14 protein-coding genes are annotated in these 19,603 nt (G+C 66.2%); 10 read left to right on the top strand and 4 right to left on the bottom strand.

Going from position 1 to position 19,603, the window contains the following annotated elements:
- The first annotated feature begins 35 nt into the window (after positions 1–35).
- Positions 36–251 (top strand): twin transmembrane helix small protein, encoded by a 216-nt coding sequence (locus tag BM172_RS10530; protein ID WP_026635495.1) that lies wholly within the window; start codon positions 36–38, stop codon positions 249–251.
- Positions 252–410: 159 nt separating this feature from the next.
- Here BM172_RS10530 and BM172_RS10525 read toward each other — a convergent pair whose 3' ends face one another.
- The 4 genes from BM172_RS10525 to BM172_RS10510 all read right to left on the bottom strand — a co-directional run bounded on the left by BM172_RS10525 (position 411) and on the right by BM172_RS10510 (position 4,685).
- The gene (locus BM172_RS10525) at positions 411–1,298 is read right to left on the bottom strand and encodes a cytochrome c oxidase subunit 3 (RefSeq protein ID WP_026635494.1); all 888 of its coding nucleotides are present in this window, start codon (positions 1,296–1,298) and stop codon (positions 411–413) included.
- A 259-nt stretch (positions 1,299–1,557) separates the two neighbouring features.
- Positions 1,558–3,174: a cytochrome c oxidase subunit I gene (gene ctaD, locus BM172_RS10520; RefSeq protein WP_026635493.1), complete on the bottom strand. Its 1,617-nt coding sequence runs from the start codon at positions 3,172–3,174 to the stop codon at positions 1,558–1,560.
- Positions 3,175–3,228: 54 nt separating this feature from the next.
- Positions 3,229–4,179 carry a cytochrome c oxidase subunit II gene (coxB, locus tag BM172_RS10515; RefSeq protein ID WP_026635492.1) on the bottom strand — a complete coding sequence of 317 codons (951 nt, stop codon included), beginning with the start codon at positions 4,177–4,179 and terminating at the stop codon, positions 3,229–3,231.
- 20 nt (positions 4,180–4,199) lie between these two features.
- On the bottom strand, positions 4,200–4,685 hold the full coding sequence (locus tag BM172_RS10510) for a DUF2244 domain-containing protein (RefSeq protein WP_026635491.1): 486 nt from the start codon (positions 4,683–4,685) through the stop codon (positions 4,200–4,202).
- Positions 4,686–5,016: 331 nt separating this feature from the next.
- Here BM172_RS10510 and putA point away from each other — a divergent pair, with 331 nt between their 5' ends.
- The 9 genes from putA (at position 5,017) to BM172_RS10465 (ending at position 19,509) form a co-directional block, all read left to right on the top strand.
- Entirely contained in the window at positions 5,017–8,172 is a 3,156-nt protein-coding gene (gene putA, locus BM172_RS10505) for a bifunctional proline dehydrogenase/L-glutamate gamma-semialdehyde dehydrogenase PutA (protein ID WP_026635490.1), read from the top strand.
- A gap of 356 nt (positions 8,173–8,528) precedes the next feature.
- Positions 8,529–9,614, top strand: a complete 1,086-nt coding sequence (locus BM172_RS10500) for an AraC family transcriptional regulator (RefSeq protein WP_035323414.1) — start codon at positions 8,529–8,531, stop codon at positions 9,612–9,614.
- A 217-nt stretch (positions 9,615–9,831) separates the two neighbouring features.
- A complete protein-coding gene (locus tag BM172_RS10495; RefSeq protein ID WP_026635488.1) occupies positions 9,832–11,286 on the top strand; it encodes a pectin acetylesterase-family hydrolase in 1,455 nt (484 codons plus the stop codon).
- A gap of 7 nt (positions 11,287–11,293) precedes the next feature.
- On the top strand, positions 11,294–11,890 hold the full coding sequence (locus BM172_RS10490) for a hypothetical protein (protein WP_143096501.1): 597 nt from the start codon (positions 11,294–11,296) through the stop codon (positions 11,888–11,890).
- Between the two features lie 678 nt (positions 11,891–12,568).
- Positions 12,569–12,847 carry a hypothetical protein gene (locus tag BM172_RS10485; protein ID WP_026635487.1) on the top strand — a complete coding sequence of 93 codons (279 nt, stop codon included), beginning with the start codon at positions 12,569–12,571 and terminating at the stop codon, positions 12,845–12,847.
- Between the two features lie 342 nt (positions 12,848–13,189).
- Positions 13,190–14,416 carry a parallel beta-helix domain-containing protein gene (locus BM172_RS10480; protein ID WP_026635486.1) on the top strand — a complete coding sequence of 409 codons (1,227 nt, stop codon included), beginning with the start codon at positions 13,190–13,192 and terminating at the stop codon, positions 14,414–14,416.
- Between the two features lie 10 nt (positions 14,417–14,426).
- Positions 14,427–15,575 carry an SO2930 family diheme c-type cytochrome gene (locus BM172_RS10475; RefSeq protein WP_026635485.1) on the top strand — a complete coding sequence of 383 codons (1,149 nt, stop codon included), beginning with the start codon at positions 14,427–14,429 and terminating at the stop codon, positions 15,573–15,575.
- A 68-nt stretch (positions 15,576–15,643) separates the two neighbouring features.
- A complete protein-coding gene (locus tag BM172_RS10470; protein WP_026635484.1) occupies positions 15,644–18,091 on the top strand; it encodes a TonB-dependent receptor in 2,448 nt (815 codons plus the stop codon).
- A gap of 5 nt (positions 18,092–18,096) precedes the next feature.
- Positions 18,097–19,509, top strand: a complete 1,413-nt coding sequence (locus BM172_RS10465) for a coniferyl aldehyde dehydrogenase (RefSeq protein WP_026635483.1) — start codon at positions 18,097–18,099, stop codon at positions 19,507–19,509.
- Positions 19,510–19,603: the final 94 nt, after the last annotated feature.

Raw genomic sequence — 19,603 nt, 5'->3', positions numbered from 1 at the left:
ATACTGCGGATGTCATCGTCCTTCGGGCCAATCACGTGGAAACCGTCTACAAATATGCGCTGGTGATCCTGCTGCTGGTGGTGCTGTTCAACCTCGGCCAGGCGCTGTATTTCATGATGACCGACAAGGACGGCAGCAAGCGCACGGTGTGGGCGTTGACCCGCCGCATCGGGCTGTCGGTGCTGCTCATCCTGATGGTCGTGCTGGGCATCTGGATGGGTTGGCTGCATCCGCACGGCGTGGGTCGCTGATTTTAAAGAACGAATTGTAGCGGTCCGCCGCCGGCCGCGCCGCGTCCCGCGACATTCCGGCCGCCGCCCGGACGAAACGGGTTCCGGCCCGCCAACGAAAAAGCCCGCCTTCCGGCGGGCTTTTTCGTTCCGGGCGGCGAAGCCTCAGAGACCGAACTATCAAAGAATGTAGACGAACATGAACAGGCCGAGCCACACCACGTCGACGAAGTGCCAGTACCAGGCCACCGCTTCGAAGCCGAAGTGATGGTCCTTGCTGAAATGGCCCTTGGCGCAGCGGAAGAAGATGATCGCCAGCATGATCGTGCCCAGGGTCACGTGCATGCCGTGGAAGCCGGTGAGCATGAAGAAGGTCGAACCGTAGACGCCGCTCTGCAGGGTCAGGTTGAGCTCCTTGTACGCCTCCATGTACTCGTGCGCCTGGAAGTACAGGAAGGTCGCGCCCAGCAGCACGGTCAGCCCCAGGAACACCAGCAGCTTGCCGCGATGGCCGGCCTTCAGCGCATGGTGGGCGATGGTGACAGTGACGCTGGAGGTGAGCAGGATCAGCGTGTTCAGCAGCGGCAGGCCCCAGGCCGCCACGGTCTGGAACTCGCCGCCGATGCGGGCCGGACCGCCGCCGCCGTTGGCGCCCCACGCAGCCGCGTAGTCGCTCCACAGGAACTGGTGGGTCAGCACGCCATGGCCTTCGCCGCCCAGCCACGGCACCGAGTACATGCGGGCGTAGAACAGCGCGCCGAAGAAGGCGCCGAAGAACATCACTTCGGAGAAGATGAACCACATCATGCCCATGCGGAACGAGGTGTCCACCTGGGCGTTGTAGCTGCCGGCCAGCGATTCGCGGATCACCGAGCGGAACCAGCCGAAGAACATGGCCAGGATGCCGACGAAGCCGATCGTCAGCAGCGTCTTGCCGAAGCCGGCCTCGCCGGGCTGCGCGTTCAGCCAGTGCGCGGCACCGAGCACGGTGACGAACATGACCACCGCGGCCACGATCGGCCACGAGCTCTTGGACGGTACGAAATAAGCGCCTTGCTGCTGACCCATGGTGAGATTCCCGTGGATTTCCTCGTTACTTCCACCCGCCGGACTGCGCGGGAAATTCGAACCGCGATACCGCCTGTCAGGTCCTGAGCATCTGCAGGATCGAGAGCAGGAAGATCGCTACCGCGATCACGGCGACCACCAGGGCGGTGCGCCTGGCGCCTTTGCGGCGCGCTTCCTGTTCCTTGTCCATCGTCTGCCGGATCATCGAATGCGGTGGCGGCCGCTCCCGCCGCGGACGGCGGGAGCGGCCGTGCTGCTGTCAGTCTTCAACGTGCCCGTGGGCCAGTTCGTCCTCGTGGATCACCGGCGGCAGCTCGAAGGTGTGGTACGGCGCCGGCGACGGCACGGTCCACTCCAGGCCCTTCGCGCCTTCCCACACGCGGTCGGCGGCCTTCTTCTTCGAGAACCACACGGCATGCACCAGCACGCCCAGGAAGATCAGCTGCGAGGCGCCGAACAGGAAACCGCCGATCGAGCTGATCATGTTGAAGTTGGCGAAGGCGACGTTGTAGTCCGGGATACGGCGCGGCATGCCGGCCAGGCCCAGGAAGTGCTGCGGGAAGAACAGCACGTTCACCCAGATCACGCTGTTCCAGAAGTGCACCTTGCCCCAGAACTCGCTGTACATGTGGCCGGTCCACTTCGGCAGCCAGTAGTAGGTGGCCGCGATGATCGCGAAGATCGCACCGGTCACCAGCACGTAGTGGAAGTGCGCCACCACGAAGTACGAGTCGTGGTACTGGAAGTCGGCCGGCACCAGCGCCAGCATCAGGCCGGAGAAGCCGCCGATGGTGAACAGGATCACGAAGGCCACGGCGAACAGCATCGGCGTCTCGAAGGTCATCGAGCCGCCCCACATGGTGCTGACCCAGTTGAACACCTTCACGCCGGTCGGCACCGCGATCAGCATGGTCGCGTACATGAAGAAGATCTCGGCGCCCAGCGGCAGGCCCACCGCGAACATGTGGTGCGCCCACACGATGAACGACAGGAAGGCGATCGAGGCGATCGCGAACACCATCGCCTTGTAGCCGAAGATCGGCTTGCGGGCGAAGGTCGGGATCACTTCCGAGATGATCCCGAACGCCGGCAGGATCATGATGTACACCTCGGGGTGCCCGAAGAACCAGAAGATGTGCTGGAACAGCACCGGGTCGCCGCCGCCGGCGGCGTTGAAGAAGCTGGTGCCGAAGTACTTGTCGGTGAGCAGCATGGTCACCGCGCCGGCCAGCACCGGCATCACCGCGATCAGCAGGAAGGCGGTGATCAGCCAGCTCCACACGAACACCGGCATCTTCAGCAGGTCCATGCCGGGCGCGCGCATGTTGAGGATGGTGGCGATGATGTTGATCGCGCCCATGATCGAGCTGATGCCCATCAGGTGCACCGCGAACACCAGCGGCGCCACCGAATCGCCCTGCAGCGACAGCGGCGGATACATGGTCCAGCCGCCGGCCGGGCCGCCGCCCGGCATGAACAGGGTGGACAGCAGCAGGGTGAAGGCGAACGGCAGGATCCAGAACGACAGGTTGTTCATGCGCGGCAACGCCATGTCCGGCGCACCGATCATCAGCGGGATCATCCAGTTGCCCAGGCCCACGAAGGCCGGCATGACCGCGCCGAAGATCATGACCAGCGCATGCATCGTGGTCATTTCATTGAAGAAGTACGGCTGCACCAGCTGCAGGCCGGGCTTGAACAGCTCGGCGCGGATCACCATCGCGAAGCTGCCGCCGATGAAGAACATCAGCAGCGAGAACACGAGGTACAGCGTGCCGATGTCCTTGTGGTTGGTGGACATGCACCAGCGCACGAAGAAATTCTTCGGCGCGCCGTGATGATCGTCGTGGTGATCGTGGGTGGCTGCGTGGGCCATGGCCTTGCACCTCTACCTAAACAGAATGCTGTGGGACGGCGTGTGGCCGAAGGATCAACCCTGGTGGCTGGTCGCCGGAGCGGCGGCCTGCGCGGTCTTCGGCGCGGCGCTGCTGGAAGCGGGAGCCGGAGCGGCGGGCTGCTGCTGGGCCGGCGGCTGCGGCTGCGCGGCCTGCTGCTTCTGCGCCAGCCACTGCTCGAACTCGGCCTTCGGCACCGCCTTCACCACGATCGGCATGAAGCCGTGGTCCTGGCCGCACAGCTCGGCGCACTGGCCGCGGTACACGCCCGGTTCCTTGATATTGGTCCAGGCCGCGTTGACGATGCCCGGGATGGCGTCCATCTTCCAGCCCAGCGCCGGCACCCACCAGGAGTGGATGACGTCGCCGGCGGTGATCACGAAGCGGATCTTGGTGCCGACCGGGACGACCAGCGGCTCGTCCACATTGATCAGATAGGTGTTGTAGCCGTCGACCTTGACCGCGTTCGGGTCCAGGCCGGACTTCAGCTGGCGGGTCTCGTCGCTTTCCTTGTCCAGCTTGGACATGAAGCCGACCTTGTCGAGCGCCTTGCCCTGGTATTCGACGTAGTCGTAGCGCCACTTCCACTGGAAGCCGGTGACCTTCACGGTCATCTGCGAATTGGTGGTGTCGGCAAAGCTCTTCAGGCCGCCGGTGGCCAGGTAGGCCAGCACGATCAGGATGATCACCGGGATGGTGGTCCACACCACTTCGAGAGTGGTGTTGTGCGACCACTTCTCGGCCACCGCGCCGCGCGATTTGCGGAAGCGGAACATCGCCACGAACATCGCGCCGAACACCACGATGCCGATGACGATGCAGACACCCAGGGCGACGTTATTGAGGAAGTACGGCTCGGACGACCATTCGGTCACGCCGCGGGTCATGTTCAGCTGACCGGGTTCCGGGTTGGCCCACGCCGCGCCGGCAAACAACGCGCAGATCGTCGCCACCCATGCCTTGATCCTGATGCCGCCAGATGTCATGTCTTGCACCCTTGTTGAACCTACCTGCGCGGCTGGGGATGAAGGTCCGCCAGCAGCACCATGAGTTTCCTCGACAGCTCGATGCGTTCCTCGTCGGCGAGGAATGCCCCGATCTCCAGCTCGCGCCCGTGCGACGTCAGCAGCAGACGATGGCGTCCCTCGCCCTCCCCCAGCCGCACGCGCACCCAGTAGGACTGGAAGCGCGCACTGCGCCGGCCCGGCAGGGATTGCACCTCCAGCGACGTGGCGTCGAGGGTGATGCGCTCGCTGCGGTCGCCGGCCCGCCAGGCTACGCCCAGGGCGAGAGCCACCGCGGAGGATTCGACCAGCGCGAACAGCGGAGCGAATACATTGCCCTGCCACGCGCCGAGTCCGGCCGTCGTCAGCGCCAAAGCCGCCAGTACCACAATCCATCGACGCAGGTCGCGCCGGCTGAGGGCGCGATTGGGCTTGAGCCAAATCGTCGCGCACGGCAGGCCGGCGGCGGCTGGTCGAAGCACGATCATGGAATAACCGGCGTGCCTGGAACCCGCGAATCATAGGCCGCGGCGTCCGCACGGGCAAGAATGACGCAGGGGCTTGACGCGGCGCCCGCAGTGCGGTGCGAAGAAATGAAAGCCCCTCTCCCCCCGGGAGAGGGGTTGGGGTGAGGGTACGGGCGGAGCGCAAGAGTGATGTGCATCGCTCCGGCCGCACCCTCATCCGGCTGCCGCCACCTTCTCCCGAGGGGAGAAGGACTCGCCGTGGAGGACTGAGGGAGGCATACGGATGCGTCCGTTCTGCCACAACACGTACAATTGCGGAATTCCCTGCGCTTCCCCGGCCCATCGACATCCCGTGACCCAGCCCATCCTCAGCCCCGAACTTCCGACCGGCGCGGAGCCGGCCCGCGCGCGCATCACCGCCGCCTGGCTGCGCGACGAGACCGAAGCGGTCAACGACCTGCTGGTCCAGGCCAGCCTGCCGCCCGTCGAACGCGAAAAGGTGATCGACCTCGCCGCCGACCTGGTCACCCGCGTGCGTGCACGCGCCAAGGACCAGAGCGCGGTCGAATCCTTCATGCGCCAGTACGACCTCTCCAGCGAGGAAGGCGTGCTGCTGATGTGCGTGGCCGAGGCCCTGCTGCGCATCCCCGACAAGGCCACCGCCGACAAGCTGATCCGCGACAAGCTCGGCGACGCCAACTGGAAGAAGCACCTGGGCCAGAGCGAGTCGCTGTTCGTCAACGCCTCCACCTGGGGCCTGATGCTCACCGGCAAGCTGGTCAACCTGGCCGGGGACATCCGCCACGACTTCACCGGCGCCCTGCGCCGCCTGGTCGGCCGCGCCGGCGAGCCGGCGATCCGCCTGGCGGTGCGCCAGGCCATGCGCATCATGGGCCACCAGTTCGTGATGGGCCGCACCATCGGCGAGGCGCTGGACCGCTGCGCGCAGAAGGAATACGCGGTCTACCGCTATTCCTACGACATGCTCGGCGAATCGGCGCTCACCAGCGAGACCGCCGAGCGCTATCAGCAGGACTACCGCAACGCCATCGCCGCCATCGGCGCGCGCGGTCCCTTTGCCAACCACACCGACGCGCCGTCGATCTCGGTCAAGCTCTCGGCCCTGCATCCGCGCTACGAAGTGGCCAAGCGCGAGCTGGCCCGCCGCGACCTCACCGCCAAGCTGCTGGAACTCTCGCAGCTGGCGATGAAGCACGGCATCGCGCTGTCGGTGGATGCCGAGGAAGCCGACCGCCTGGAGCTGTCGCTGGATATCCTGGGCGACGTCTTCGCGCATCCCTCGCTGGCCGGCTGGAACGGCCTGGGCATCGTGGTGCAGGCCTACTCCAAGCGCACCCCGTTCGTGATCGACTGGCTGATCGAGACCGCCCGCGGCTCCGGCCGCCGCTGGTACGTGCGCCTGGTCAAGGGCGCCTACTGGGACGCCGAGGTCAAGCGCGCGCAGGAGAACGGCCTGCCCGGCTATCCCGTGTATACGCGCAAGCCCAATACCGACGTCTCCTACCTGGCCTGCGCGCGCAAGCTGTTCGATGCGGGCATCGAGCTGATCTATCCGCAGTTCGCCACGCACAACGCGCACACCATCGCCGCCGTGCATCACCTGGCCAAGGGTCGCCCGTACGAATACCAGCGCCTGCACGGCATGGGCACGGATCTCTACGCCGAGGTGATCGGCGCGCAGAACCTTAATGTGCCCTGCCGCGTATACGCGCCGGTCGGCACCCACGAGGACCTGCTGCCGTACCTGGTGCGCCGCCTGCTGGAAAACGGCGCCAACACCAGCTTCGTCAACCGCGTGGTGGACGAGAGCCTGCCGGTGCGCGAGCTGGTCGCCGATCCGTGCGAAACGGTGCGTTCCTTTGCGTCTATCCCTCATCCGCGCATTCCATTGCCGGTGAATCTCTACGGTGAACTTCGGAAGAACTCCATGGGCGTCAACTTCTCCAACGACAACGAACTGAAGGCCCTCGCCGAGACCGTCAACGCGAAGTCCGGCCCCTGGACCGCCACCCCGCTTGTGCCCGGCGCCACTAGCGCCGGCGCCACCGTGCAGGTGACCAATCCGGCCGACCGCCGCCAGGTGGTGGGCAGCTATGTCAGCGCCGACAGCGCCACGGTGGAGAAGGCCCTGGCCAATGCCGTCGCCGCGCAGCACGGCTGGGACCGGCTGCCGGCCGCCAGCCGCGCCGCCATCCTGGAGCATGCCGCCGAGCAGCTCGAAGCGCGCCGCGGCGAGTTCATCGCCCTGTGCGTGCGCGAGGCCGGCAAGGGCCTGCCCGACGCCATCGCCGAGATCCGCGAGGCGGCCGACTTCCTGCGCTACTACGCCACCATGGCGCGCCGCTACTTCGGCCAGCCGGAACAGCTGCCCGGCCCGACCGGCGAGAGCAACCAGCTGTTCCTGAACGGCCGCGGCGTGTTCGTCTGCATCAGCCCGTGGAACTTCCCGCTGGCGATCTTCCTGGGCCAGGTCGCCGCCGCGCTGGCCGCCGGCAACAGCGTGATCGCCAAGCCGGCCGAGCAGACCAGCCTGATCGGCCACGCCGCCGTGCAGCTGCTGCACGAAGCCGGCGTGCCGGCCGACGTGCTGCAGTACCTGCCGGGCGACGGCGCCACCGTCGGCGCTGCGCTCACCCGCGATCCGCGCGTGGCCGGCGTGGCCTTCACCGGCTCCACCGAGACCGCCTGGGCGATCAACCGCGCGCTGGCCGCGCGCAACGCGCCGATCGCCGCGCTGATCGCCGAGACCGGCGGCCAGAACGCGATGATCGCCGACTCCTCGGCCCTGCCCGAGCAGATCGTCAAGGACGCCGTCTCCTCCGCCTTCCAGTCCGCCGGCCAGCGCTGCTCCGCCGCGCGCGTGCTGTACGTGCAGGAAGACATCGCCGACAAGGTCTGCGCGATGCTGGCCGGCGCCATGGCCGAGCTGAAGGTGGGCGACCCCGCGCAGCTTTCCACCGACGTGGGTCCGGTGATCGACGAGGACGCGAGGAAGATCCTCGTCGACCACGCCGCGCGCATGGACCAGGAAGCGAAGAAGATCGGCGAAGTCGCGCTCGACCCCGCCACCACCGGCAACGGCACCTTCTTCGCCCCGCGCGCCTACGAGATCCCCGGCCTGGCCACGCTGACCCGCGAGATCTTCGGCCCCGTGCTGCATGTGATCCGCTGGAAGGGCAGCGAGCTGGACAAGGTGGTCGACGAGATCAACGCCACCGGCTACGGCCTCACCCTAGGCATCCACAGCCGCATCGACGACACCGTCGAGTTCATCCAGAGCCGCGCCCGCGTCGGCAACTGCTACGTCAACCGCAACCAGATCGGCGCGGTGGTCGGCGTGCAGCCGTTCGGCGGCGAGGGCCTGTCGGGCACCGGCCCGAAGGCGGGAGGCCCGCATTACCTGTTCCGCTTTGCCGGCGAGCGCACGCTCACCATCAACACCACCGCTGCGGGCGGCAATGCGTCGCTGCTGACCATCGGCGAATAAAAAAAAGCCCCTTTCCCCCGGGAGAGGGGCTGGGGTGAGGGTTCGGGCGGAGCGCAAGATTGATATTCACCGCTCCGCCCGAACCCTCATCCGGCTGCCGCCACCTTCTCCCGGAGGGAGAAGGGCTCCACTTTGAAACGATGAGGTGATCCCCTCTCCCTCCGGGAGAGGGGTTGGGGTGAGGGTACGGGCGGAGCGTAAGGGCGATGTGCGCCGCTCAACCCGCCACTCACCCAGCTGCCAGACAGATCGGACAAGTCGGTTTGTGCATCGCGCAAGCAGACACCCGGCGCGCGTGCTATAGAAACGCCTTTCGCGCCGGCCTCGCCGGCACTGCGTGGGGAGTTCGAGGCACGATGGCACGTCCCGCCACCCAGGCCGGCCTGGCGCCGTCCGCGGCTCATCCGCTGCTGGCGGACGATCCGCGCTACACCGCCGCCGAGTTCCCGCCCAACAAGCTGCTCTACCTGGCGCAGATGGCCGACGCGCTCGGCATCGACAGCCGCGCCTGGTTCGCCGGCCTGGCGCTCAGCCGCGCCCAGATCGCCGACCCCGCGCTGCGCGTGTCCTACCGCCAGGCCAGCCTGTTCGCGCGGCGCGCGCTGCAGGCGCTGGACGTGCCCGACGCCGGCCTGCGCATCGGCCGCGAAGGCACCATCGGCGGCTTCGGCCTGCTGGGCCTGGCCATGATGACCTCGCGCACGCTGGGCGACGCCATGCTCGCCGGCATCGCGCATCACAAGATCTGCGGCTGCCTGCTGGAACTCAACTTCGAGCAGCTGAGCGAGCGCGAAGTGGCGCTGGTGGCGTGGCCGCGCTTCGGCGACACCGAGCTGCTGCCGTTCTTCTGCGAGGAGCTGTTCGCCAGCTGCCTGATGATTGCGCGCGAGCTGGTCGGCCCGGAGCTGCGACCGGCACGCGTGGAGTTCGGTTATCCGCGTCCGGCGTATGCGCGCGCCTATGAAGAGTTGTTCGAATGCGAGGTGCGCTTCGGCACGCCGCAATGCCGTTTGCTGATCGGCACGCAATGGTTGGCGCGCCCGCTGCCCGGCCACAACCCACTCACCGCCAGGCAGGCGCTGGCGCTGTGCGCGCAGCAGATGACCCCCGACGGCGGCGAGCCGCACCAGGAAATCGTCGCCGCGGTGGAACGCCTGCTGCGCAGCCGCCTGCGCCAGCAGCCGCGGCTGCTCGACGTGGCGCGCACGCTCAACCTCAGCGAACGCTCGCTGCGCCGCAAGCTGGCCGAGAGCGGCCGCATCTTCCGCGAGATCCACGACCGCGTACGCGCCGAACGCGCGCTGGAACTGCTGCGCGCCGGCCAGCTGAGCGTGGCCGAGATCGGTTCCGAGATCGGCTTCAGCGACCCGCGCGAATTCCGCCGCGCGTTCAAGCGCTGGACCGGCATGCCGCCGCAGCACGCGCGCTACGCCGGCGACTGATTCCGCGCATCCTCCGCGGGGGGCAAGCCGGACAATCGCGGGGGGCAATCCAGCCGACCTGGGCGATTTTCACGCACTCTTGCTTGTGGTGCGCAAAGGCAAGGCGTCTGCTCCGACGACCGGGCTCAGGGGAGCATGAGCCCGTCCGGTGAACCACCGGCTTTAAGGCAATCGTGACCCTGAGCATCCCGTGCCGATTGGATTCGGAGGAGCCATCATGTCCCTGCGCCGCACATCCCTGGCTGCCCTGCTGGGCGGCTTCCTGCTTTGCAACGCCGCGCCCGTCCTGCATGCGGAGGAAGGCGACTACACGCCGTTGCAGGTCTTGCTCAACTTGATCAGCCCGCCACGCGCCGATCATCCGGTGACGCCCGACCAGCGACTCGGGCCGTATCCGCTGCTGAGCAATCCCGCCGGTTTCGCCGACGGCTTCAAGCCCGGCGCCTACGATCAATGGCAGACCATCCAGCTGGCGCCGGAAACCGGTGCGATCTGCGGCAACGGTTCGCCGTACAAGTTCTTCCTGCTGCGCAGCGCGCAGACCACCAATACGGTGATCTACATGGAAGGCGGCGGCGCGTGCTGGGATTACGGCAGTTGCACCGGCCAGAGCGGGATTCGCGGCGCGCGCAACCCCAATGGCATTCCCGACAATTACATGACCATCAGCAATCCGGGCGCGCTGCTGGTCAGTCCGTTCGTGGGGCGGCTCAACCTGCTGGACCTGGTGAATCTGCTCAATGGCGAGAAGCCGCAATTGCAGCCGTTGAAGACGCAGCAGTGGAATATCGTCTATGTGCCGTATTGCACCGGCGATATCTATTCGGGCGATCGCGTTGCGGTCTATCCCGATCCCAGCGGGCAGCACGAGCCCTTGGTCTGGCATCACAACGGATTGCGCAACGAGCGCGCGGTGTTGGCGTGGCTGAAGGACCATCTGCCACGTCCGGGCCAGATGTTGTCGACCGGATGCAGTGCCGGCGGCACCGGCAGCCTCACCAACTACGCCGCACGACGCAAGGACATGGGCTCGCCGCGTTCGTTCCTGCTCGACGACTCCGGACCGATTTTCTCCGCGCCGGCCGGCGGCAGTCCGGCAAACTATCCGTCCGAGCCGCTGTTCGCGCAGATCCGCCAGGCCTGGGGCCTGGACGACGCGAATGGCCCGTTGAGCACGCTGCAGCATTATCTGCCCGGCTTCGACCGCAGCGATATGGGCAGCATCTATCCCGCGCTGTCCGCTGAGTTCCCGGCGGACCGCCTGGGCCATACCCATTTCTGGCAGGACCTCAATTACTCCAGCTATTCGTATGAGCGTTTTTATCCGGAGATTGCCCATGCGCCGGATGAAGCCACCAAGGAGCGGCTGATCCACCAGCTGTGGGCGATCGATACCAACCGTCTGCGGCAGACCACCGATGGATTGAATAATTTCGGCGGTTATTTCCCGCAGTACCGTGCGCTCAACGAGAGCCATTGCACCACCATCGTGGATCTGCGCAACGGCGATATCCAGGCGCAGCATCTGGAACTGATCGATTTCATCGACAATGTGCTCGACGGACAGGGGCCGGTGCTGCATGCCTCGGAGGCCAGCGATGCGGCGGATCGTGCGAAGCCGGTGGATGCGTTGTATGTGCTGGTCAATCAGTTGCTGAGTAACGGTTTGTGAGTGGGCAATGAAGTGGCTCGTCGCCATTGCGGTTGCGTGCGGCCTCGGCCTGGGCGGGCTTTGGCTTGCCCGGTCGCGACCGCATGCAGCAGCGCCCGTTGTCGCCGCGTCTACGCCGAAGGCTCCGCGCGCTGCGGCGTCTGTCGATACCGCAGCGATTCGCGACTATCGCGAACGCGAGCGCTTCGGCCAGGACGTGGAGGATTTCTTCGTACGCGCGCCGAGGCTGGATCCGGCCACGCGCCAACGGCAGGCCGATGCGTTGCGCGAGGAACTGCGGCGACGCGAAGCCGATCGTTCGATCAGTGCGGGCGAGTCGATGAATCTGCAGATCGCGCTGGTGCGTGCCACGGTGGATGATCCGCAGGCGCAGGCCAGTGCGCTCGCCGCGCTGGCCGAGCACTTCCGCACTGACGCCGAGCAGGCGAACCAGGCTTGGCAACAACACCTCGCCACTGATCCGCAATTCCAGCGCTACAAGCAGGACGAGCGGCGCATCGTCGAAACGGTGATGGCGATGCCGGTCATTCCTGGTGGCGTGAGTCGCGATGCGTATCTGCGTGAGCAGTTGCAGCACGCGCGTGAAATGGCGTATCGGCAATAAGCATCGCCAAGAGCGCGAGAACCTCACCCACTCGTCATCCCGGCGCAGGCCGGGATCCAGTAACGACACCGCTCGATTTTCGCGAAAACCTACATGAGATCTGCCGCGAAAATCCGACGCCTTCGCTACTGGATCCCGGCCTACGCCGGGATGACGACTAATTTCGTCGAAGTACTACAGACAACCGAAGGTTGCCTTTGCTAGCGTGGCTTTCGTTGCCCGCGAACTGTTTCGAATGCGCGTCGCGGACAACCATGGCAGCAATGCCGTGAGAAGCGCGGGCCAAGGGTGGTGAGACACCCCTGACCCGCTGACCATCACCAACTAAGCAGGAGTTGATCATGGCTAGGCCAGATCATACGTCACCCGTCCGCTCGCCGATCTCCTCGGCGACACACCCACCGACCATCCGGGCTGTCCGACGACACCGCGGACACGGTTGAAGAACCGCAGGCTAAGAGTTTTCGCAAACAGTTTTCCGAGCCGTCCTACCCGGCGCGTAAGGCTGCGCCATAGCGAAACCTCCTAGCCCCGCACCCCACTTCCTCAATCAAGCCGCCCGGCGCTCAGCCTTCGAGCCGCCGGTGAACCCTCGAGTCCGTGTGATCGCGGCATGCCGTGCTGTCTGCGGCATGCCGTTTACGGAGCGAGTCCGCGGCGCTTAGCAAGGAATTGCTCATGAACAACGTTTTCGGCGAACCCTGGATCATCCGCCACACCAGTTATTTCTCCGATCCCAAAGCGGAGCCCGATGAACTGCTGAACGATGCCACCGAGTGGCTGCAGTACGCCTATAACGCCATCAAGCTGCTGGCGGAATTGGTGCACGAACGCGGCAGTGTCGATGCACATCGACTTCCAATCATGCTCGACGGCATCGCCGCCTTCATCGAGATGGGGACCCGCTGTGCCACGCAGGCGCATCTCCGCCTGCAGTGGCAACAACAACCGGCGTAGGTTGGGGTAAGCCGCAGGCGCACCCCAACGTTGCAGTGCACATCGACATGCCGACGTTGGGGTTCGCTTCGCTCACCCCAACCTACGAGCAACGGGCTGCGAGCGACGTAGGTTGGGGTGAGCCATAGGCGAACCCCAACAGGCCCCGCAGGTGATCGCGACGTTGGGGTTCGCTGTGCTCACCCCAACCTACGGGCTTCGCCGCGATGGGACGCGATGACGTTCGACGCCCCACCTTGGCCGCTTTGCCCCCCACCCCCCGGCCGTTTCCCCCTCCCCCCGCCGCAAGCCTTGCGCAACAGTACCCCGTCGATTCGGTTTTCCTGGGGAGGCTCACCGGACATGCGCAAGTTGCTACTCACGGTCGCGCTCGGCGCGGCCCTGGCCGCGTGCGGCGGCCACGATCAATCCACCGCTCAGGGCGAGGGCGGCGATGCTTTCCAGGCCAAGCTGCAGCAGCAATTGCTGGATGCCAAGCCGGGCAGCGTGATCGAGATTCCTGCCGGGCATTACCACCTCAACCGCGGCCTCAGCCTGCGCACGGACGGGGTGACGATCCGCGGCGCGGGTAAGGACAAGACGGTGTTGTCGTTCAAGGGCCAGGTGGTTGGTCCGGAGGGGCTGCTGGTGAATGCCAGCGACTTCACCATCGAGAACCTCTCCCTGGAGGACACCAAGGGCGATGCGCTGAAGATCAACCAGGGCAGGAACATCACCATCCGCGGCGTGCGGGTGGCCTGGACCGACGGCCCGAAGACCACCAACGGCGCCTACGGCCTGTACCCGGTGAAGACCGAGAACGTGCTGATCGAGGATTCCTCGGTGACCGGCGCGTCCGATGCCGGCATCTATGTGGGCCAGTCGAAGAACATCGTGGTGCGGCGCAACCGCGCCGAGCAGAACGTGGCAGGCATCGAGATCGAGAATTCGATCGACGCCGATGTCTACGAGAACGTCGCCACCGGCAATACCGGCGGCATCCTGGTCTTCAACATGCCCAACCTGTCGCAGGCCGGCAAGGCCTCGCGCGTGTTCAAGAACCAGGTCAATGCCAACAACCTGGACAACTTCGCCGCCAAGGGCGCGGCGGTGGCCAGCGTGCCGGCGGGGTCGGGCGTGGTGGTCAACTCCAACGACAAGGTGGAGATCTTCGATAACGACATCGGCGGGCACCGCACGGCGAACGTGATCATCTCCAGCTACTTCTCCACCAACTACTACAACACCAAGGGCGTGGCGGCCGATTACAACCCGTACCCGAAGGGCATCTTCGTCTACGGCAACCGCTTCAAGGAAGGCGGCGAATCGCCGGACGGCATGAAGCTGAAGATGCTGAAGACCGCCGTATACGGCATGAGCGGCCGCTTCCCGGACGTGCTGTGGGACGGCTATGCCGACACCGCGCATGGCCCGCTGGCGGCCGAAGACCGCATCTGCATCGACGGCGCCAACGGCGTGCTCAATGCCGACGGCCCGAACGACTACAAGAACCCCAGCACCGACACCAAGCCCTACCAGTGCACGCTGCCGAAGCTGCCGCCGGTCGTGCTCGACGCAGCGAAATCCTGAGGCGGTGGCGATGCGGAAGCGGTTGTTCCAGGGCGCGTTCGCGCTGCTCGTCGCCATGTCACTCGCCGGTTGCCAGCAAGGCATGGCGCCGGTGGCCTATCACGCCGACGGCCGGCCGCCGAAGCTGAGCGACTGGCACGTGGTGGAAGCACGCGGCGGCAAGCTGCTGCTCAACCAGGGCGTGGTGCCGTACGACCTCAACACGCCGCTGTTCACCGACTACGCGCACAAGCTGCGCACGATCTGGATGCCGAAGGGCGCGGCGGCGAAGTACGACGCCACCGACACTTTCGACTTCCCCGTAGGCACGGTGATCAGCAAGACCTTCTACTACCCGAAGACGCCGGACGGGAAAACGAGCGACGTCGCCCGCACCTACGACAGCTCGCACGACTTCGCTGGCGAAGGCCTGGATCTGGCCAAGGTGCACCTGGTCGAGACGCGCATCCTGGTGCACCGCCCGGACGGCTGGGCCGCGATGCCCTACGTATGGAACGACACGCAGACCGAAGCCGAGCTCGCCCGCACCGGCGCGGTGCTGCCGCTCACCCTGGTGGCCGATGACAAGTCGCGCGAGGACTTCAACTACGTCGTCCCCGACGAAAGCCAATGCTCCAGCTGCCACGCGCAGGATTGGGTATCGCGCAAGATCCACCCGATCGGCCCGAAAGCGCGCCACCTCAACCGTGACTATCACTACGCGGATGGCGAACAGAACCAGCTCGAGCACTTGACCAAGGCCGGCTACCTCACCGGCGCACCCGCCACCGCACAAGCGCCGCGCAACGCCAACTGGATGGACGAACACGCCGCGCTCGATGCCCGCGCACGCGCCTATCTCGACATCAACTGCGGGCATTGCCACAACGCCAAGGGCGCCGCCAACACCACCGGCTTGACGCTGGAAGCGAGCGCGCCGGAAGACCGCCACCTCGGCATCTGCAAACCGCCCGTCGCCGCGGGGCGCGGCACCGGCGACCACCTGTTCGACATCGTGCCCGGCCAGCCGGACGACTCGATCATCGCCTACCGCATGGCCTCGGCCGACCCGGGCGAGATGATGCCGGAGCTCGGCCGCAGCACCGTCCACCGCGAAGGCGTGGCGCTGATCAAGGCCTGGATCGCGGCGCAGCAAGGGGGCTGCGTCACCGTGCGCTGAACTCACACAAGAACCAAGCACGGCGACCGCGTGGGGACGCGGCGCCGTCCACGAGGGGAGAACCGCCGATGAGTATCCGTCCACGTCCGCTGTCCGCCGCATTGCGCCAGCTGCTGGGAGGCACCGCGCTGCTGCTGTGCGCGCAGACCGTGCAGGCCGATGACCAGAACGCCGCGCCTGCACCGCAGGACCAGGCCGATCCGAACCAGGCCAAGCTGCTGGGCAACATCACGGTGACGGCGCAGAGCCGCAACCAGGAAATGCAGTCGGTGCCGATTCCGCTGCAGATCATCACCGCCAAGCAGGTCGATACGCTGGCGGCGACCGACCTCAGCAAGATGGACATGTTCGTGCCGGGCCTGGTGGTCAGCGCCGACCAGCCGACGCAGCCGCGCTACCAGTTGCGCGGCATCGCCACCAGCGACTTCGGCATCGGCACCGAGCCGGCAGTGGGCGTGTACATCAATGGCGTATATGCCGCGCGTTCCGGCGGTGCCCTGCTCGCCTTCAACGACCTGGCGCGGGTGGAAGTGCTGAAGGGCCCGCAGGGCACGCTGTTCGGCCGCAACGCGGCGGCCGGCGCGATCTCGATCGTCACCAACGAGCCGACCGACCGCTTCGAAGGCAAGGCGCGTCTGCGCATCGGCAACTACGGCAAGGTCTACGGCGATGCGCTGCTGAACCTGCCGCTCAACCAGGACATGGCGCTGCGCGTGAGTGCTTACGACAACCAGAGCGACGGCTGGGTCAAGGACGCAGCCAGCGGCAAGCGCTACGGCGAGGACAACGACTGGGGCACGCGCGCGGTGTTCCGCTGGAACATCACCCAGGACACGCGCATGTTGCTGTCCTGGGATCACGAGAAGCTCAACCAGCCGCCGCATCCGGCGTTCGGCCTGGTGCCGCTGTCGAATGACACCAACCAGCGCCCGCCCTTCCCGCCCGACCCCACCACGTACCTCAATCCGCTGCATGCGCCGCTGTACAACGACGCCGTGGGCGGGCGCGAATCGCGCACCTTCGACGGCGTAACGCTGAGCTTCGACCACTCCTTCGCCTGGGGCAGCCTGGTCTCCACCACCGCGTGGCGCGGCTTCGACACCTTCAACCGCGGCGACTACGACGGCACCAACCACATCGTCAGCTATCTCGATACCACCAATATCGAGCACAACAACAGCTGGTACCAGGAGTTCAAGCTGTCCGGCACCACCGGCATCGCCGACTGGGTCGGCGGCGTGAGCTACTACCAGGAGCAGGCGCGGCAGACCAGCCAGACCAATATTTTTACCGACAGCCTGGATACGCTGGCCAGCAACATCATGGGCGTGGGCACGCCGCTCACCGACATCAGCAACGCACTGGCGAGCTTCGGCCTGCCATACACGCTGCTGGGCGATCCCTGGCACGAGGCGATCAGCAACGTCGGCAAGTTCAAGGCCTATGCGGCTTTCGGCGACGTGATCTGGCACGTCAACGACCGCTTCAACATCACCACCGGCATCCGCTACACGCGCGATAGCAAGAGCTTCTCCTGGTACAACATGCCGCGCAGCGCGCCGCAGTTCGACGGCACCGTGCAGGCGCTGGACCAGGCCGGCGTGCTGGCCATGCTGCCGCCGGAGGCGCAGATGGCGCTGGCCGCGTTCGGCAACAACGTGATCTTCACCGATGCGGTGGGCGTGCCGGTGCGCTTCCACAACACCTGGAACAATGTCAGCCCGCGCCTGGTGCTGGACTACAAGTTCACCCCGGACGTGATGGGCTACGCCTCGGTCACCAAGGGCTACAAGGCCGGCGGCTACAACAGCGTGCAGGTCGGCTCGCGCTTCGCGCCGGAGAAGGTGATCAACTACGAGGCAGGCGTGAAGACCACTTTTCCCGAGCACAACCTGCTGCTCAACGGCTCGGTCTATTACTACCGCTACGACAACAAGCAGTCGCTGAGCCTGGACCCGAACAGTGCCGGCTCCGGCGTGCCGCGGTATCTGGTCAACAGCACCGACCAGGAAGCCAAGGGCCTGGAGCTGGAAGCGCTGTGGCAACCGGTGCGCGACCTGCGCCTGAACTTCACCGGCGCCTATATCGATGCCACCTACCGCAAGGCGGTGGCCGATTCCGGCGCGGTGCTGACCGGGCAGCCCACCGGTGAGCCGCGCTTCTCCTACACGGCGGGGTTGGCGTACACGTGGCGCAATGTCGCCAGCGGCCAGCTGGAGTTCAATCTGAATTACGCTTACCGCGGCAAGAGCCGCTGCAATGACGATTCGCGCCTGCAGGGCGAATGCGTGATCAGCCCTAACTTCAAGGTGGGCGAAGCCCAGCACCGCACCGATGCACGCCTGGATTGGCATGCGCCGGGCGACCGCTGGGGTGTCGCCCTGTACGCCAGCAATCTGTTCAACGATCGCTACGTCACCGGCGTGGACAACATCACCGCCACGGTGTTCGGCACGCCCTACGCCAACATCACGCCGCCGCGCATGTGGGGCGTGGAATTCCGCGCCAAGTTCTAGCCACGATGACTACCGAACCGCTCGATCTGCAGCTTCAACTCCGGCGCATGCGCGAGGCGCATGCGCGCGAGCCCATGCCGGCATGGCCGGAACGCGCCAGGCGGCTGCGCGCGCTCAACGACCTGATCGGCGAGCATCGCGGCGAGATCGCCGACGCGATTCACCAGGACTTCGGCGGCCGGCCGGCGCAGGAAACCGATCTGCTGGAAGTGTTTCCCAGCCTGTCGGCGATCCGCCATGCGCTCGCCCACGGCCGGCGCTGGATGAAGCCCCGGCGCAGCTGGCCGGGGCTGCTGTTCATGCCGGCACGCAACGAGATCCGCCCGCAGCCGCTGGGTGTGGTGGGCATCATCGTGCCGTGGAACTACCCGCTGTTTCTCGCCGCCGGGCCGATGGTGGATGCGCTGGCGGCGGGCAACCGGGTGATGGTGAAGATGAGCGAATACACGCCGCAGTTCTCGGCGTTGTTCGCGCAGTTGGCCGCGCGTTACTTCAAGCCCGAGGAAGTGTGCGTGGTGACCGGCGATGCGGATGTCGCACAGGCGTTCTCGGCGCTGCCGTTCGACCACTTGCTGTTCACCGGCTCCACGGCGGTGGGTCGCCACGTGATGCGCGCGGCCTCCGCCAACCTCACGCCGGTGACTTTGGAGCTGGGCGGCAAGTCGCCGGCCATCGTCGGCCCCGGCGCGCGCTTCGCCAACGCGGTGGAGCGCATCCTGGTGGGCAAGCTGTTCAATGCGGGGCAGACCTGCATCGCGCCGGACTATGTGCTGCTGCCGCGCGCACAGGTGGACGAGTTCGTTGCCGCCGCACGCGACGTGGCCGCGCGGCTGTATCCGCAGCCGGTGCGCAACGAGCAGTACGCCAGCATCATTTCGGAACGCCAGTACCAGCGCCTGGCCGCACTGCGCGACGATGCGGCGCGCGACGGCGCCAAGCTGACGCTGCTGGGCGATGAAACCGACGACATCCAGCGGCGACGCATGACACCGGCGCTGCTCACCGGCGTCAGCGAAAGCATGGCGGTGATGCAGGAAGAAATCTTCGGCCCGCTGCTGCCGCTGGTGCCCTACGACGACATCGAGCAGGCGATCGCCTATGTCGCCGCGCATCCGCATCCGTTGGCGCTGTATCTGTTCGAGGAAGATGGTGCGTTGGTTGACCGCGTCCTCGCGCGCACTACGGCTGGCGGCGTCACCATCAACGACACGCTGTACCACATCGCACAGCACGACCTGCCGTTCGGCGGCGTGGGTCCATCCGGCAGCGGCGGTTACCACGGCGAGGCGGGGTTCCGCACGTTCTCGCATCTGAAGTCGGTGTTCCGGCAGGCGCGGGTCAATGGTGCGGGCTTGCTCAATCCGCCGTATGGCCAGCGGTTCAAGCAAATGCTGGCCATCATGCTCAAGCGCGGCTGAAAAGCGCAGACGCTGATACTGGCGTAGGTTGGGGTGAGTCGCAGGCGACTGCGAAGGCAGGATGCCGTAGCGAACATCCGCGTAGCGGATGGCC

It is taken from the genome of Dyella marensis (assembly GCF_900112865.1).
In the GTDB taxonomy this organism is placed as follows: Bacteria; Pseudomonadota; Gammaproteobacteria; order Xanthomonadales; family Rhodanobacteraceae; genus Dyella_D; species Dyella_D marensis_A.
The sequence above is the reverse complement of the archived record's forward strand: the minus strand, read 5'-3'. Positions and strand labels throughout refer to the sequence as shown.

What these genes read in the sequence shown, in the direction of transcription:
- coxB (WP_026635492.1), bottom strand. Translation starts at nt 4,179, where the DNA reads ATGACATCTGGCGGCATCAGGATCAAGGCATGGGTGGCGACGATCTGC.
- BM172_RS10490 (WP_143096501.1), top strand. Translation starts at nt 11,294, where the DNA reads ATGAAGTGGCTCGTCGCCATTGCGGTTGCGTGCGGCCTCGGCCTGGGC.
- BM172_RS10465 (WP_026635483.1), top strand. Translation starts at nt 18,097, where the DNA reads ATGACTACCGAACCGCTCGATCTGCAGCTTCAACTCCGGCGCATGCGC.
- BM172_RS10470 (WP_026635484.1), top strand. Translation starts at nt 15,644, where the DNA reads ATGAGTATCCGTCCACGTCCGCTGTCCGCCGCATTGCGCCAGCTGCTG.
- BM172_RS10480 (WP_026635486.1), top strand. Translation starts at nt 13,190, where the DNA reads ATGCGCAAGTTGCTACTCACGGTCGCGCTCGGCGCGGCCCTGGCCGCG.
- BM172_RS10500 (WP_035323414.1), top strand. Translation starts at nt 8,529, where the DNA reads ATGGCACGTCCCGCCACCCAGGCCGGCCTGGCGCCGTCCGCGGCTCAT.
- BM172_RS10525 (WP_026635494.1), bottom strand. Translation starts at nt 1,298, where the DNA reads ATGGGTCAGCAGCAAGGCGCTTATTTCGTACCGTCCAAGAGCTCGTGG.
- BM172_RS10475 (WP_026635485.1), top strand. Translation starts at nt 14,427, where the DNA reads ATGCGGAAGCGGTTGTTCCAGGGCGCGTTCGCGCTGCTCGTCGCCATG.
- BM172_RS10510 (WP_026635491.1), bottom strand. Translation starts at nt 4,685, where the DNA reads ATGATCGTGCTTCGACCAGCCGCCGCCGGCCTGCCGTGCGCGACGATT.
- BM172_RS10495 (WP_026635488.1), top strand. Translation starts at nt 9,832, where the DNA reads ATGTCCCTGCGCCGCACATCCCTGGCTGCCCTGCTGGGCGGCTTCCTG.
- BM172_RS10485 (WP_026635487.1), top strand. Translation starts at nt 12,569, where the DNA reads ATGAACAACGTTTTCGGCGAACCCTGGATCATCCGCCACACCAGTTAT.
- ctaD (WP_026635493.1), bottom strand. Translation starts at nt 3,174, where the DNA reads ATGGCCCACGCAGCCACCCACGATCACCACGACGATCATCACGGCGCG.